Source organism: Streptomyces sp. SAS_281 (assembly GCF_052542855.1).
The window spans coordinates 40,451-55,547 of sequence record NZ_JBMNDO010000033.1 but is presented as its reverse complement, the minus strand read 5'-3'; the positions used below and the strand labels follow the sequence as shown (position 1 = coordinate 55,547).

The window sequence follows — 15,097 nt, the reverse complement described above, 5'->3', positions numbered from 1 at the left end:
AACAATCAAGCATGCTTGCATGATTTTTTCCGCCGCCGGTGCCGGGCGGGCTCCCTCGCCCCCCTCAGCGGGCCCGACGCTCGGCGTCGGCATGCCACCAGCGGGGCGGGGACGCGCCGGTCACCCGGGACGAAGGCTGATCGGGGTGCAGCCCGAGCGGCCGCAGCGCGTCGGCCTGCACGCGGACGTCGAACCAGCCGTGCCAGTGCCCGTCCGCGCCGACACCGCAGGCCAGGTCCACCTGGATCTCGCCCGGCGCGAAGGGCATCCAGTCGATGCCCCGGCCTCGCAGTCAACCGCGCACGGCCGCCATCGGCGTGAGGCGGCCCGGCAGGTTCTCGTAGGCGGCGACGGTGATCCAGTCGGCGGGCGGGGTGTCCATGGGCCCATGATGCGGGGCGGCGCCCTGACCGGCTACCGCTTCGCGACCTCCCGCACCTGACTCCGTACCGCTCCCATGCTCGCCCCGATGACCAGCGCGATGGCGAGGGCGTCCGTGGCGGAGAGCGCCTGGTGGAGGATGAGGAATCCGGCCATGGCGGCGATCGCGGGTTCCAGGCTCATCAGGATGGCGAAGGTGGGCGCGGGCAGGCGGCGCAGGGCGATGAGTTCCAGGGTGTACGGGAGCACGGAGCTGAGCACCGCGACGGCCGCGCCCAGCCCGAGCGTCGTGGGCACGAGGAGCTTGGAGCCCGCGTCCATGATGCCGAGGGGGAGCGAGAGGAGGGCGGCGACCACCATGGCCAGGGCGAGGCCGTCGGCCTGCGGGAAGCGGCGGCCGGTGCGGGCGCTGAAGACGATGTACGCCGCCCACATCGCCCCGGCACCCAGCGCGTAGGCGGCGCCCGCCGGGTCGAGCCGGTCGAAGCCTTCCCCAAGTCCTCGGCCCCCCTCGAACAGGGGAACCATCCCACTGAGCAGGGCGACGCCGCCGAGGGCGAGGCCCGCCCAGACGAGGTTGACCAGGCGGCGCGAGGCGATCACGGACAGGGCCAGCGGGCCGAGCACTTCGAGGGTGACGGCGGCGCCGAGCGGGATGCGGTCGACGGCCTGGTAGAACAGCGTGTTCATGGCGCCCATGGCGATGCCGAAGGCGACCACGGTGCCCCAGTCGGCGCGCGAGTGGCCGCGCAGTTTCGGCCGGCAGACGACGAGCAGGACGAGCGCGGCGGCGGCCAGCCGCAGCGTGACGACCCCCAGCGCCCCGGCCCGGGGCATCAGCAGCACCGCGACGGCGGCGCCGAACTGCACGGACAGCCCGCCCGCGACGACCAGCGCGACCGGGGCGAGCGCGGCCCGCCGCCCCCCGCCCCGCCCCCTCTCGCCGAGACCCGGCGAGGCGACCGCTTCCGGCACGGCGACGGCGGCAACTGCGGCCGGTTCTGCGGCGGTGGTCTGGTCGTTCACCCGGGGCCTGTCCTTCTGAGTCCTGACGATCGACAGTGCACTGCATTGCACTGCCGCATATACGGTACTGCACTCTCTCGACGCAGCCCCCCACCCACCGTACGAACCCCGCGCACTTCCCCCGCAAGGGCGGGCTCTCGGTAGACGGTCAGAAATTGACAAGTTGAAAACAAAAACAGAACAAGGGTCACCACAAGTTCTTCCCAACTGGTTCCCCAATTCTCATATAGTGACGGTGACTTACCTATGAATCGGCCGTTCCAGTCGTCCCGCCTGTCTCTGGTGCCACGCTCGTCCGAACCGCCCCGTCCGCCGCCGTCCGCCCCCGAGGACTCCGTTTTGCGCCCCTCCACCCGGCCGACCGCACTGGCCTTCACGGTCACGGCGGCCCTCACCGCAGCCCTGAGCGTGTGGGCGACCTTCGCCGCTCCCGAATCGGCCAGGACCGCGGTGGCCTGGGGCTCCGGCGGGGCCGCCGTGCTGCTCGTGGCCGCCGTCACCACCGCCGTCCATGCCCGGGCCACGGTGCGCCGGCTCCGCGAGACGCACGCCGCCGAAAGCAGCCGGTTCACGGCGGAGGTCTCCCGTCTGGTCTCGGCCTCCGCCGCCGAGGCCCAGCGGTTCACCGCGGAGAACGCCCGCGTCAAGGCCGCCGCCGCCACCGGGACGGCGAAGGCCAAGGAGGAGGCCGAGGCAGCCGCCGCCCGCCTCACCGCCGAGAACACCCGGCTCAAGGCCCGCGCCTCGCGCGCCGAGACCGAGCGCTCCGCGGCCCTCACCGCCTGCGCCAACGCGGCCGGCCGGATGCAGGCCCTGGCCACGAGCATGCTCGCCGACCTCCGCGAGATGGAGCACCGGCACACCGCGGAGGACGTCCTCACCGACCTGCTCCACCTGGACCACCGCACCGCCCAGGCCGGCCGCCTCGCCGACTCCATCGCCGTGCTCACCGGCGCCCGCTCCGGGCGGCGCTGGGCCAAGCCCATCGTCATGGAGTCCGTGCTGCGCGGCGCGATGGGCCGGATCAGCGGCTACCAGCGCGTCCGGCTCCACTCCACCAGCGACGTCGCCGTCACCGGCCACGCCGCCGAGGGCGTCATGCACGCCCTGGCCGAGCTCCTCGACAACGCGGCGAACTTCTCGCCGCCCACCGCCGAGGTCCATGTGTACGTGGAGGAGGTCCCGGCCGGGATCGTCGTCACCGTCGAGGACAGCGGCCTCGTCATGAGCGACGTGCAGCTGCGCCGGGCGGAGCGCGCGGTCGCCGCCGACGACACCGGCCTCACCGGCCTGACCGGCACCCGCCTCGGGCTCGCCGTCGTCGGCCGGCTGGCCCGCAAGCACGGGCTGACCGTCTCGTTCCGCCCGTCCGCGCGCGGCGGCACGGGCGCGCTGATGATGCTCCCGCAGGAGATCGTCACCCGCACCACCGCCGTCCGGACCGCCCCGCCGGCCTCGTCGGCGTCCGCCGCCGCGTCCGCGCCCGCCGAGCCCGAGCCCGTCCACACCCTGGGGACGGACCCCGCGGCCCCGGAGCCCATGCGCTCCGACTCCGCCTCGGACACCACCGGCAATCTTCCGAAGTTCGGCGAGAGCGGCCTGCCCAAGCGTTCGCGCGGGCGCACCCTGGCCGCCGCCGAGGCCAGGGCCCGGGCCACCGCCGCGCCGGCACCGGACGCCGACGCGGCGGACGCCACCCCCGACCCGAAGGCCCGGGCGGCCCGCTTCAGCAGCTTCCGCAACGCCGTACGGCCCGACTCCCCACCCCCGGAGGACAGCTCCCGATGACCGCGACCACCGACGAGAAGCTCAACTGGCTGCTGGAAGGGCTCCTCGAACGGACCCCCGGCGTTCGGCACGCCCTCGTGCTGTCGAGGGACGGCCTCAAGCTGTGCCGCACCCCCGAGCTCTCCGTCGACCGGGCCGACCAGCTCGCCGCGATCTCCGCCGGCATCCAGAGCCTGTCCCACGGCGCGTCCGTGGAGTTCGGCAACGGCAACGGCGGGGTCCGCTCCGCCATGGCCGAGTTCTACGGCGGCGTCCTGTTCATCGTGGAGGCGGGCGCCGGCCCCCACCTCGCGGTCGTCGCCACCGAGAGCGCGGACGTGGGCCTCGTCGGCCACAACATGAGCGAGCTGGTCGAGCAGCTGGGCGAGCACCTGGTCGCCCCGCCGCGCGAACCCGCCGACGCGGTCGCCGCCGCCCGGGGCACGGCCGTATGACCCCCCGCCCCCGGCCCGGCAGGGACGACGCGCCGGACCGGCTGTACACCCTCACGGGCGGCCGCACCCGGTCCGACTCCGCCGCCTTCGACCTCGTCACGCTGGTCGTCGCCGAGTGCGAGCCGGCCCCCGGCATGCAGTCGGAGCACGTGGCGATCCTGCGGATGTGCGAACGGCCCACCGCGGTCGTGGAGATCGCCGCCGATCTCGACCTGCCCGTCAGCATCGTGCGCATCCTGCTCTGCGATCTGCTCGACACCGGCCGGATCAGCGCCCGCCACCCGCGTACCGCACGCGTATCGGACCGGCTTCCCGCCCCCGACATCCTGGAACAGGTGCTCGTTGGACTCCGCAACCTCTGACCGCGCCGCCCTGAGAGCGACGGCCGACAACGGACTGAAGATAGTCGTGGTCGGCGGCTTCGGGGTCGGCAAGACCACCATGGTCCGATCCGTGAGCGAGATCCGTCCGCTCAACACGGAGGAGACGATGACCCGCGCGGGCGAGGCGGTCGACCACCTCGACGGCGTCGGGTCCAAGACGTCCACCACGGTCGCCTTCGACTTCGGCCGGATCAGCCTGGACGAACGCTCGGTGCTCTACCTGTTCGGCGCGCCCGGCCAGGAGCGCTTCTGGTTCCTGTGGGACCGGCTGTTCTCCGGCACCCTGGGCGCCGTCGTCCTGGTCGACACCCGGCGCCTGGCCGACTCCTGGTACGCCATCGACCGGCTGGAGCACCACGGCACGCCGTTCATCGTGGCCTGCAACGACTTCGGCGGCCCGCTCCACACCGAGCAGCAGATCCGGGAGGCGCTCGACATCTCCCCGGACGTCCCGCTCGTCGAGTGCGACGCGCGCGACCGGTCCTCCAGCAAGTACGTGCTGATCACCCTGGTCAAGCACCTGCACCGGCTCTCGGCGGCCCGTACGGAGGACACCCCCGCCCCCGCCGAAGGCACCCCCGCCCTGACCCCGGAGCCCACCCCGTGACCGAGTGCCCCCACGCGGCCGGTGCCGTGCCGCTGTACGGACCCCGCTTCCAGGGCGAACCGGCGGCGCTCTACCGGGAGCTGCGGCGCGACCACGGACCGGTCGCCCCGATCACGCTGCCCGGTGACGTCCCGGCCTGGCTCGTGCTCGGCTACCGCGAGCTGCACCAGGTCACCGGGGACCCGGCCCTCTTCACCCGCGACTCCCAGCTGTGGAACCAGTGGGACGCGATCCCCGAGGACTGGCCGCTGATGCCGATGATCAGCCGGACCCAGCCGTCCATCCTCTACACCGTCGGCGAGCGCCACAGCCGCCGGGCGGCCGTGATCTGCGAGGCGCTGGAGGCGACGGACCCCTTCGAGCTCAGGAAGAGCACCGAGGAGTTCGCGGACGAACTGATCGACGCGTTCTGCGCGGCCGGCGCGACGGATCTGATCGCCGAGTACGCGATGCTCCTCCCCGTACGCGTACTGGCGAAGCTGTACGGCTTCTCCGACGACGAGGGCCCCGCCCTCGTCACCGCGATGAACGACATGATCAACGGCGGGCCCACCGCGCTCGCCGGCCAGAAGCACATCGCCGGCTCCATGTACGCGCTGCTCGCCGGCCGGCGCGCCGAGCCCGGGGACGACGTCGCCTCGCGGATGCTCGCCAACACCGCCGGGTTCACGGACGAGGACGTGGCCCGGGACCTCATGGTGATGATGGCGGCCGGGCACCAGCCGACCGCCGACTGGATCGGCAACTCGCTGCGGCTGATGCTCACCGACGACCGCTTCGCCGCCTCCCTCTCCGGCGGCCGGCACAGCGTCGCCGAGGCCATGAACGAGGTCCTGTGGGAGGACACCCCCAGCCAGAACATCGCCGGCCGCTGGGCCGCCCGCGACGTGCACCTCGGCGGCCGCCACATCAAGGCCGGGGACCTGCTCGTCCTCTCCCTCGCCGGGGCCAACGCCGATCCCCAGGTCCGCACGGACGGCTCCACGCTCACCGGCGGCAACAACGCGTTCTTCTCCTTCAGCCACGGCGAGCACCGCTGCCCGTTCCCGGCGCAGGAGACCGCCGAGGTCATCGCCCGTACGGCCATCGAGGTCATCCTCGACCGGCTGCCCGACGTCGACCTCGCCGTCCCCGCCGACCGGCTCACCCGGCGCCCTTCACCCTGGCTGCGCGGCCTGACCGACCTGCCCGTGACCTTCACGCCCACCCCCGCTCTCGGAGGCCTCAGATGACCGCGCCCACCACCGAACCGGCCCACGCGGAAGACGGGCAGGACCGCATCGTCCTCGACCCCTTCGTCACCGACCTCGCGGGCGAGAGCGCGCGGCTGCACGCGGCGGGGCCGCTGGCCCGGGTCGAGCTGCCGGGCGGGGTGCCCGTCTACACCGTCACGCACTACGCCGAGGCGAAGGCGCTGCTCACCGACAGCCGCCTGGTCAAGGACATCAACGTGTGGGGCGCCTGGCAGCGCGGCGAGATCCCGCTCGACTGGCCGCTCATCGGCCTCGTCAACCCGGGCCGCACCATGCTCACCGCCGACGGCGCCGAACACCGCCGCCTGCGCGGCCTGGTCGCGCAGGCGCTCACCGTGCGCCGGGTGGAGCGGCTGCGCGAGGGCATCGAGGCACGGACGAAGGTGCTCCTGGACCGCCTGGAGGAGCACGCGGCGGGCGAGACGGTGGACCTGAAGGCGGAGTTCGCCTACCCGCTGCCGATGAACGTGATCAGCGAGCTCATGGGCATCGACTCGGCGGACCTGCCCCGGATGAAGGAACTGTTCGACAAGTTCTTCTCCAACATGACGCCCCGCGCCGAGGTGCCGCAGATGATGGCGGACATCCACACCCTGTTCTCGCGCATCCTGGACGAGAAGAAGAAGGCCCCAGGCGACGACCTGACCGGGGCGCTGCTCCTGGCGTCCGAGGACGGGGACCACCTCACCGACGACGAGATCCTCAACACCCTGAAGCTGATCATCGCGGCGGGCCACGAGACGACGATCAGCCTCATCGTGAACGCGGTGGTGGCCCTGGAGACCCACCCCGAGCAGCGACGGGCGGTGCTGGCCGGGGAGGTGGGCTGGGACGGGGTCATCGAGGAGACGCTGCGCTGGTCGGCGCCGACCTCGCACATCCTGATCCGGTTCGCCTCGGAGGACATCGAGGTGGGCGACCGGGTGCTGCCGAAGGGCGAGGGTGTCATGACCTCGTTCGCGGCCATCGCGCACGACGAGGGCCAGTGGGGGGCATCGGCCACGGAGTTCGACGTGACCCGCTCCCCGAACCGCCACATCTCCTTCGGGCACGGCCCGCACGTCTGCCCGGGCGCCGCGCTGTCCCGCCTGGAGGCGTCGGTGGCGCTGCCCGCGCTGTACGCCCGCTTCCCGGAGCTGTCCCTCGCCGTCCCGGCGTCCGAGCTGCGCAACAAGCCGATCGTCACGCAGAACGACCTGTACGAACTCCCGGTCACGCTGCGCTGACACCGTGCGCACGGATGTTCCTCCGACGACCACGAGTCGGAAACCCTGTCTCATCCGACGGACAGGGTGCGTGGCCTCCGCACCGAGGCGTTACGCTCCGACTCGTGGCCGACATCCAGATTCCCGCTGACATCAAGCCCGCAGACGGGCGCTTCGGCGCCGGTCCCTCCAAGGTGCGGACCGAGGCGCTCGACGCGCTGGCCGCCACCGGCACGTCTCTGCTCGGTACGTCCCACCGCCAGGCCCCGGTGAAGAACCTGGTCGGCGCGGTGCGCGAGGGCGTACGCGACCTCTTCTCCCTCCCCGAGGGCTACGAGGTGATCCTGGGCAACGGCGGCTCCACCGCCTTCTGGGACATCGCGACGCACGGTCTGATCGAGTCGAAGTCCCAGCACCTCAACTTCGGTGAGTTCTCCTCGAAGTTCGCGAAGGCCGCCAAGCTGGCCCCGTGGCTGGCCGACCCGACCGTCATCGCCTCCGACCCGGGCACCCACCCGGACCCGCAGGCCGAGGCGGGCGTCGACGTCTACGCCTTCACGCACAACGAGACCTCCACCGGTGTCGCCGCGCCCATCAAGCGCGTCGCGGGCGCCGACGAGGGCGCGCTCGTCCTGGTGGACGCCACCTCCGGCGCGGGCGGCCTCCCGGTCGACATCGCCGAGACGGACGTCTACTACTTCGCCCCGCAGAAGTCCTTCGCCTCCGACGGCGGCCTCTGGATCGGCGTCTTCTCGCCGGCCGCCCTGGAGCGCGCGGCCCGTGTCCACGCCTCGGGCCGGCACATCCCGGAGTTCTTCTCGCTGCCCACGGCGATCGACAACTCGCTGAAGAACCAGACGTACAACACCCCGGCGCTCGCCACGCTCTTCCTGCTGAACGAGCAGCTGACGTGGATGAACACCCAGGGCGGCCTGGACTTCACGACCGGCCGCACGGCCGCCTCCTCCGGCCACCTGTACGGCTGGGCCGAGGAGTCCAAGTACGCGACCCCGTTCGTCACCGATCCGGCCAAGCGCTCCCAGGTCATCGGCACGATCGACTTCGCGGACGAGATCGACGCCTCCGCGATCGCCAAGGCCCTCCGCGCCAACGGCATCGTGGACACCGAGCCGTACCGCAAGCTGGGCCGCAACCAGCTCCGCGTGGCGATGTTCCCGGCGATCGACCCGGCGGACGTCCAGGCCCTGACGGCCTGCATCGACTACGTGATCGAGAAGCTGTAGCCCGCACGCCCCGGAACGGCCCTGCGCACCGCGAGGTGTGCGGGGCCGTTTCTGCGTCACCCGACCGTGTGGCATATGCCAGCAACACGGTCTGAAGCCGTTCAGCCCTACGATGATGGTCTCGACACCAGCCATTCCAGGAGGCCCGCAGTGTCTGCAGCAGCAGTCGAGCACCCCTGTGACGATGGACCGGAGCCCCTGCTCGTCACGGCCAACCGGCTCGCCGAGCAGAATCCCGGCCATCGCGTCGAGATCATCGGAGGCATCATCACCGTGGCTCCACCCCCGGACGGCCCGCACGCCCGCGCTCTGACCAAGCTCATGCGTCCCTTCATCACGGCCGGACTCGACGACGGGGAGACGGCAGTCCTCCAAGGCATCGGCCTGTGGCTGCCGGGCGGCCCCGAGGACTTCGCGATCCCCGATCTCGCCCTGGTCGACGCGGACTTCGATGAACACCTGATCAAGAACAACAGCTACGACCCGGCCGTCTTCCGCCTCGTCCTGGAGGTCACCTCCAGCAACTACGCCGGCGACTTGCGGCACAAGGTCACCGCGTACGCCGAGGCGAAGATCCCCGTCTACGTGATCCTCGACCGGAAGCACGACCGCGTCCACGTCCTCACGGAACCGCTGGGCAGCTCGTACGACCGCCACGAGGTGTACGCCCCCGGCCAGCAGGCGCCGCTGCCCGCATCGATCGGCGCCGAGGTGAGCCTCGATGTCGCCGAACTGATCCGGGCGGGCCGGCCGAAGCCCCGTACGCCGGACGCCTGAGGCCCTAAGGCGTGTTTCGAAAGTCCCGCCTGTCCGGCGACGCCTGGCACGCACGCTCGCCGCGTTGTCGGGATCACCCCGATACACCCAGTATCGGGGCGACCCTCCGCCTTGCGATCGCACGCACCGGACGCCGCCGGACCCGCCCTCCGGGCGGACGGCGCTACTTTCGAAACACGCCCTAGACGCCCAGCCCCCACCGCTCCTCGCCGTCCTCCCACTCCCCCGTCCGCGTCAGGCCCGCCCCGGCGGCCACGGCGGCGGACGCCGTGTGCTCGGGGTGGATGTGGGCGACGGCGGTCGTGACACCTGCATCGCGGAGATGCGCGACCAGGCCCCCGGCCGCCTCGCGGGCGTACCCCTTCCCCTGCCACGGGACGCCCACCACCCACGCGATCTCGGCGCGGTCGCCGCGCACGGTGGCCTGCACGTACCCCACGAGACCGTCACCGGCCCGCAGCACCCAGTTCCACCACAGCTCGCCCGGGTCCGGCGAGCCGGCCGTCTGCCGCGCGTACCGCTCCCGCAGGGCATCCGGGCTCTCCGGGGCGCCTCCGGTGAAGGTGTGCAGGGCCGGGTCGGCCAGGACGGCGGCCATCTCGTCCGCGTACTCCACCCGCAGGGGCAGAGCCGTCAGGCGGGGCGTGGCGAAGGGCTCGGGGGTGCGGGGGCTCATGGTCCGGGGACCCTACGCGAAACGCCTGCGGGGCGCCCGCCGCCCGGATGAGCGCGGAGGCGTACGGGCGGACCATGGAGGTATGGACACGGTCCCGGAGCTCAAGCCCTTCGTGAAGCAGTACACCGTCCTGCTGAGCACGCGGCGGCAGGACGGGACGCACGCCGACACCCCGGTGCACATCGCGGTCGAGGGCGACCACGCGTACATCCGGACGTTCTCCTCGGCGTGGAAGGTGGAACGCATGCGCAACCACCCGGTGGTGCGGATCGGCCCGTGCACCGTGCGCGGCAGGCCCACGGGCCCGCAGGTCGAGGCCCACGCGCGCCTCCTCCCGGCGGGCTCGAAGGAGAACACGCACGCCTCGCGGATGCTGTCCCGCAAGTACCCGGCGACGCAGGGGGTCCTGGTCCCGCTGACCCACCGGCTGAAACGGGACCGGACCCTGCACTACGAGATCCGGCCCATGGATTCCTGAGTCAAGTCCCGCCCCCGGTCGGTAGGTTGGAGGAGCTGCCGGCCGACGGGGGGGCGATGACACCGGGGACCGCCGAGAGCGCGGCGCGCCTCCTCCTCGACATGGCCGCCCGCGCCGCGACCGACCATCGCGCCCTGGAGTGGTTCCTCGGCACCGAGGCCCGGGCAGCGGCCGACGGAGTGCGGGCCGGTACCGACCTGCCCGACGGCAGCGTGTGGGCCCTCGGGGCCCTCGCCCTCGGCCACGCCGAATGGTCGTACTTCCTCGCCCTCCACGGGGCCGACCCGGTGGCCCTCGGCGCCGCCGTCCTCTGGTTCGCCGAGCTGGACGGCCTGGCGCCGGGGCAGCTGCCGTCCGGTCTGCACCCCCTCTTCGCGACGCTGGCCGGCGGACCGGACGGCGCCGCCACCGAGCCCGGCTTCGCGTACCAGGCGGCGGTCGGGATCACCGTGCTGTTCCAGCAGGGCCGCGCCCCGGGCGCCCTGCCGCTCGCCGAGACCCTGCTGCGCCACGCCGCCGCCACCGCGGGCGAGGGCAGCCTCGAACAGGGCGGCTACCTGTCCGACCTGGGGCTCGTCCTCCTCTACGCAACACAGGCGGGCGCCGGACCGCAGGCGCTCGCCGCCGCCGACGAGGCGTCCCGCGCCGCCGTCCTCTGCGCCCCGGGCCCCCGCGACGAGCAGGCCCGCCGGCACGGCAACCTGGGCCACGTCCTCCGGCACCGGGCCGAGGCGACCGGCGACCCGGACGCGGTCCGGGAAGCGGTCGCCGCGCTGCGGAAGGCGGCGGAGCTCATCACCTGGAACAGCCCGAGCCGCGCGCAGCTCGGCGCCACCCTCGGCTCGGCCCTGTGCGCGGCGGCCAGAATCCTGGACGACCCCGCGCTCCGCCACGAGGGCGTCACCCGGCTGCGCGACGCCCTCGCCGAGCCCGACGCCCCGCTGCCCTCCCGCGCCTCGTTCCTCTCCGACCTGGGCGTCGCCCTCGTCCAGGGCTCCCCGCAGGACCGCACGGCGTACGAGGAGGGCATCGCCGTCTGCCGCGAGGCCGCCGATGCCGCGCACAGCCCCTACGAACGCACCGTGTACCTCACCAACCTCGGCCTCCTCATGGGCGGTCACGCCGTCAGCACCGGCGACCCGCAAACCCTGGAGGACGCGTACACGGTCGCCCGGGAGGCCCTGGCCGGCGCACCGGACGGGCACCCCGTCCGCGCCCAGGCGCACTGGGTCCTCTCCCGGGTCCTGGACGCCCGGTTCGGCGCGTCGGGCAACCCGCGCGATCTGGCGGACGCCGTCGCCCACGCCCTGCCCGGGATGGCGGGCCTGCCGCCCGGCGATCTGGCCCGGCGCGTCCTGCACGCCCTCGACCTGGCCGACCTGGTGACCAAACGGGCGTTCCGGCACACCCGGACCACCGTGCCGGAGAGCGACCCGGCCGACCTGCGCGCCCCGGCCGCCCTGATCCGCGCCCTCGCCGGGGACCTGCCGCCCCGCTCCCCCGAGCGCGCCCGGGTCCTGGCCGCGCTCGGGCGCTGCCTGCACCTGTCCAGCGACCCGGCCGAGGTGGACGAGGCCGTCGACGCCTTCCGCGAGGCGCTGGCGCTGCCCTCCCCCGAGGACGGCTTCGAGGCCACCACCCGCTTCGCCCTCGGCGCGGCGCTGGCCCACCGCGCGGGGCAGGACGAGCGGGTGTGGCGGGCGGGCGCCGAAGCGATGCGCGGGGCGCTCGCGCTGTTCCCGCCCGGCAGCCCGGCGTACTGGGAATGCCACGCGGAGCTCGCGAACGTCCTCACCGCACGGGCCGACGAGACGACCGGCGTCGAGCTGTACGAGGAAGTGGTGCGCCTCCTCCGCGAGGAGCTGGCACACGCCCCGCTCACGCGCACCGAGCACTCCGTGTTCCGGTCGAACATCGGTCTCGCGCAGGTGAAGGCCGCACTGCGCTCCGGCCGCCCCGAGCTGATCGCCGAGGCGGTGGCGTCCCACCGCGAGGCCATCGCCCGGTCCGCACCGGAGGACATGCTCCACGCCCACCAGCTCCTCTGCTTCGGCGAGGCCCTGCTCGCCCGCGCCGAGTTCTGCTCGGACACCGCCGCGCTGCGGGAGGGCGTCGAGGTGCTGCGCCGGGCGGTCGCCGTCTCCGACGAGGACACCTACGGCGGGTCCGCCTGCCGCACCGCGCTCGGTGACGCCCTGCGCAACTTCGCCCGGATCGCCGCCGACCCCGACGGCCTTCTGGAGGAGTCCGTCCACTGGCACCGCGAAGCACTGGTGATGGCCCCGGGCCCGCCCGACCCGGTGGCCCTGCTCGGCCTCGCGAACAGCCTCTACGCGCTCCACCGCCGCACCCGCGAACCGCGCCGGGCCGAAGAGTCGGTGTTCCAGTTCCGGGCCGCCCTGCGCGCGCTGAGCCCGGCGACGGCCGAGGCGCGCGGCTCGATCCTGCTCGGCCTGGGGGGCATCCAGTGGCTGATGGCCCGCCACACCGGCGACGAAGCCCTGCTGGACGCCGCCGTCGAGACGCTGCGCGAGGCGGTGTCCTGCGCTTCTCCCGCCCGGACCGCCATGGCGCTCACCAACCTGGGCGGCGCGCTCATGGACCGGGGCCGGCGCACCGGGAACCGGGCCTGGATGGCGGAGGCCGTGACGGTGCTGCGGCGGGCCCTCGACCGGAGCCCGCCCGCGGCCATGGAGCGCACGCTCCACCTGAACAACCTCGCCGAGGCGCTGCGCCACTGGGGCGAGCTCACCGGCGACACCACGGGCGCCGCGGAGGCCATCTCGCTGCTGCGCGAGGCGATGGCCGCGGAGAACGGCGACCGGGAGGGCGGCGAGTGGGCCGCGATGAACCTCGCGGACCTGCTGACCGACCTCGCCCGGGCGAACGGCGACACCGACACCGCCGACGAGGCCCGCCGGCTGCTGGAGTCCACCCTGGAGCGGCTCGGCGAGGACCACCCCTCACGATTCTTCGCGCTCCAGAAGCTCACGATGGCCTGCCACGCGCGCGTCGCTCTCGCCGACGACCCGTCAGGACCCGTGGTCCGGGAGGCATGGGCGCGGGCCGCCGAAGCCGCCCGCGCCTCCCTCCCCGGCCTGGCCGAGGACGACCCGAGCCACGCCCTCTCCGCGGTCCTGCTGGCCATGGCGCAGGTCAGCCGCCACGCCCTCGGCGAGCACGTCGACCTGGCGGAGACCCTGCGCCTCGCCCGCGACGCCGCCCGCAACCCGGTCGCGCACCGCGTGGCCCGGGTCGAGGCCGGCCGCGTCTGGGGCCTGGCCGCGCTGCGGACGGGCGACCGCGCCGAGGCCCTGGAGGGTTACGCGTACGCCGTGGGGCTGCTGCCCGGCATCGCCCCGCGCGGCCTCGCCCGCGTCGATCAGGAGGCCCGCCTCGGCGGCACCGACGGGCTGGCGAGCGACGCCGCCGCGCTGGCCATCGAAGCGGGCGACCCGGAACGCGCGCTCGCCCTGCTCGAACAGGGCCGGGGCGTGCTGCTGGGCCAGGGCCTGGAGAACCGCGCCGACGTGTCACGGCTGCACGCCACCGACCCGGTCCGCGCGGCGGAATTCGAGCGCGTCCGCGACGAGTTGAGCGCCCCGGCCGCGTTCTCCCCGGCCCCGGACGGGCCGCCCGGGGCCGGGGAGAGCGCCGAGGCCCGCCACGCCCTGGCCCGCCGCTGGGACCGGCTCCTCACGGAGGTGCGGGGACTGCCGGGCCTCGCGGACTTTCTGCGCCCGCCCTCCGTCCCGGAGCTGCTCTCGGCGGCCGAGGGCGGCCCGGTCGTGGTCGTCAACGTCAGCACCTACCGCTGCGACGCCCTGGTCGTGACCTCCGCCGGAATCGACGTGGTCCCGCTGCCCGGCCTCACCCGGAACACCGTCGCCGGGTGGGCCGCGGAGTACATCGACGGCGTCGACACGGCGTACGGCGCGCGCGGCAAGGACGAGGCCGTCGCCATGATGCGCACCCTGTCCGGCACGCTCGGCCGGCTCTGGGACACGGTCGCGGAGCCCGTGCTCGGCCGCCTCGGCCTCGACACCGCACCGGCCGCCGGGAAGCCCTGGCCCCGGCTGTGGTGGTGCCCGACCGGCCTGCTGTCCTTCCTGCCCCTGCACGCCGCCGGGCGCGGCGGGCCGGACTCGGGCACCTGGGTCATGGACCGGGCCGTCTCCTCGTACACCCCGACCTTGCGCGCCCTGGCCCGCGCCCGCACCGGGCTCACCGGTCCCCGGGGCGGCAGGCCCGCGCCGCTGGTGGTGGCCCTGGCCGAGACGCCGGGGGCCTCGCCGCTGCCCGGGGTCGCACGGGAGGCGGAGGTGCTGGCGGAGCTGTTCCCGGGCGGGCGGCTGCTGGCCGGGCGCGAGGCGACCGTGGACGCGGTCGGCGGGGCGCTCGAAGCGCACCCGTGGGTCCACTTCAGCTGCCACGGGGTCAGCGAGCTGCTGGCCCCGTCCCGGAGCGGCCTCGTCCTCCACGACGGCCGCCTCACCGTCTCCGACGTGGCCGTCCGCCGCCCGGCGGCCCCGGAGCTCGCCGTGCTGTCCGCGTGCTCCGCGTCCCGGGGCGGCACCCGGCTCTCCGACGAGGCGGTCCAGCTGGCGGCGGCCTTCCAGCTCGCCGGGTATCCCCATGTGATCGGCACGCTGTGGCCCATCGCGGACACGCTGGCGACCCGGGTGACCGAGGCGTTCTACGCGGCCCTCGCGCAGGACGTCTCCGGCGGCCGCCCCATCGACCCGGCCGCCGCCCTGCACGGCCCGGTCCGGGCCCTGCGCGACCGCTACACGGCCGCCCCGCACCTCTGGGCGGCGCACATCCACACGGGGCCGTGAGAACCCC

At 74.0% G+C, this 15,097-nt stretch carries 13 protein-coding genes; 10 read left to right on the top strand and 3 right to left on the bottom strand.

Translation table 11 applies throughout. The features are described 5' to 3' along the window. Nucleotides 1–64: 64 nt before the first annotated feature. Both ACN6LM_RS15420 and ACN6LM_RS15415 read right to left on the bottom strand, forming a co-directional pair. Nucleotides 65–268: a hypothetical protein gene (locus ACN6LM_RS15420; protein ID WP_445065926.1), complete on the bottom strand. Its 204-nt coding sequence runs from the start codon at nt 266–268 to the stop codon at nt 65–67. Between the two features lie 146 nt (nt 269–414). Then, complete coding sequence (locus ACN6LM_RS15415; protein WP_445065925.1) at nt 415–1,407, bottom strand: EamA family transporter; 993 nt, start codon at nt 1,405–1,407, stop codon at nt 415–417. Between the two features lie 339 nt (nt 1,408–1,746). Here ACN6LM_RS15415 and ACN6LM_RS15410 point away from each other — a divergent pair, with 339 nt between their 5' ends. From ACN6LM_RS15410 to ACN6LM_RS15375, 8 genes are all read left to right on the top strand, one after another. Next, a complete protein-coding gene (locus tag ACN6LM_RS15410) occupies nt 1,747–3,195 on the top strand; it encodes a sensor histidine kinase (protein ID WP_445065924.1) in 1,449 nt (482 codons plus the stop codon). Next, nucleotides 3,192–3,629, top strand: coding sequence for a roadblock/LC7 domain-containing protein (locus ACN6LM_RS15405; RefSeq protein ID WP_445065923.1), 438 nt, complete (start codon nt 3,192–3,194; stop codon nt 3,627–3,629). Before ACN6LM_RS15410 ends, ACN6LM_RS15405 begins: the two co-directional genes overlap by 4 nt. Next, entirely contained in the window at nt 3,626–3,991 is a 366-nt protein-coding gene (locus tag ACN6LM_RS15400) for a DUF742 domain-containing protein (RefSeq protein WP_161211670.1), read from the top strand. Before ACN6LM_RS15405 ends, ACN6LM_RS15400 begins: the two co-directional genes overlap by 4 nt. Further along, complete coding sequence (locus ACN6LM_RS15395; RefSeq protein ID WP_445065922.1) at nt 3,972–4,619, top strand: GTP-binding protein; 648 nt, start codon at nt 3,972–3,974, stop codon at nt 4,617–4,619. Before ACN6LM_RS15400 ends, ACN6LM_RS15395 begins: the two co-directional genes overlap by 20 nt. After that, a complete protein-coding gene (locus ACN6LM_RS15390; protein ID WP_445065921.1) occupies nt 4,616–5,851 on the top strand; it encodes a cytochrome P450 in 1,236 nt (411 codons plus the stop codon). Before ACN6LM_RS15395 ends, ACN6LM_RS15390 begins: the two co-directional genes overlap by 4 nt. Next, nucleotides 5,848–7,098 (top strand): cytochrome P450 family protein, encoded by a 1,251-nt coding sequence (locus ACN6LM_RS15385; protein ID WP_445065920.1) that lies wholly within the window; start codon nt 5,848–5,850, stop codon nt 7,096–7,098. The genes ACN6LM_RS15390 and ACN6LM_RS15385 overlap by 4 nt, the downstream gene beginning before the upstream one ends. 104 nt (nt 7,099–7,202) lie before the next feature. After that, nucleotides 7,203–8,321, top strand: a complete 1,119-nt coding sequence (serC, locus tag ACN6LM_RS15380; RefSeq protein WP_445065919.1) for a phosphoserine transaminase — start codon at nt 7,203–7,205, stop codon at nt 8,319–8,321. Nucleotides 8,322–8,471: 150 nt separating this feature from the next. Beyond that, nucleotides 8,472–9,098, top strand: coding sequence for a Uma2 family endonuclease (locus ACN6LM_RS15375; RefSeq protein ID WP_445065918.1), 627 nt, complete (start codon nt 8,472–8,474; stop codon nt 9,096–9,098). Between the two features lie 181 nt (nt 9,099–9,279). Here ACN6LM_RS15375 and ACN6LM_RS15370 read toward each other — a convergent pair whose 3' ends face one another. Next, nucleotides 9,280–9,774, bottom strand: coding sequence for a GNAT family N-acetyltransferase (locus tag ACN6LM_RS15370; RefSeq protein ID WP_445065917.1), 495 nt, complete (start codon nt 9,772–9,774; stop codon nt 9,280–9,282). Nucleotides 9,775–9,856: 82 nt separating this feature from the next. On the opposite strand from ACN6LM_RS15370, the gene ACN6LM_RS15365 reads away from it, so the two are divergent. Further along, nucleotides 9,857–10,252, top strand: a complete 396-nt coding sequence (locus tag ACN6LM_RS15365) for a PPOX class F420-dependent oxidoreductase (RefSeq protein ID WP_445065916.1) — start codon at nt 9,857–9,859, stop codon at nt 10,250–10,252. Nucleotides 10,253–10,308: 56 nt separating this feature from the next. Next, nucleotides 10,309–15,090, top strand: coding sequence for a CHAT domain-containing protein (locus ACN6LM_RS15360; protein WP_445065915.1), 4,782 nt, complete (start codon nt 10,309–10,311; stop codon nt 15,088–15,090). Nucleotides 15,091–15,097: the final 7 nt, after the last annotated feature.

What these genes read in the sequence shown, in the direction of transcription:
- ACN6LM_RS15420 (WP_445065926.1), bottom strand. Translation starts at nt 268, where the DNA reads ATGCCCTTCGCGCCGGGCGAGATCCAGGTGGACCTGGCCTGCGGTGTC.
- ACN6LM_RS15405 (WP_445065923.1), top strand. Translation starts at nt 3,192, where the DNA reads ATGACCGCGACCACCGACGAGAAGCTCAACTGGCTGCTGGAAGGGCTC.
- ACN6LM_RS15400 (WP_161211670.1), top strand. Translation starts at nt 3,626, where the DNA reads ATGACCCCCCGCCCCCGGCCCGGCAGGGACGACGCGCCGGACCGGCTG.
- ACN6LM_RS15385 (WP_445065920.1), top strand. Translation starts at nt 5,848, where the DNA reads ATGACCGCGCCCACCACCGAACCGGCCCACGCGGAAGACGGGCAGGAC.
- ACN6LM_RS15370 (WP_445065917.1), bottom strand. Translation starts at nt 9,774, where the DNA reads ATGAGCCCCCGCACCCCCGAGCCCTTCGCCACGCCCCGCCTGACGGCT.
- ACN6LM_RS15365 (WP_445065916.1), top strand. Translation starts at nt 9,857, where the DNA reads ATGGACACGGTCCCGGAGCTCAAGCCCTTCGTGAAGCAGTACACCGTC.
- ACN6LM_RS15360 (WP_445065915.1), top strand. Translation starts at nt 10,309, where the DNA reads ATGACACCGGGGACCGCCGAGAGCGCGGCGCGCCTCCTCCTCGACATG.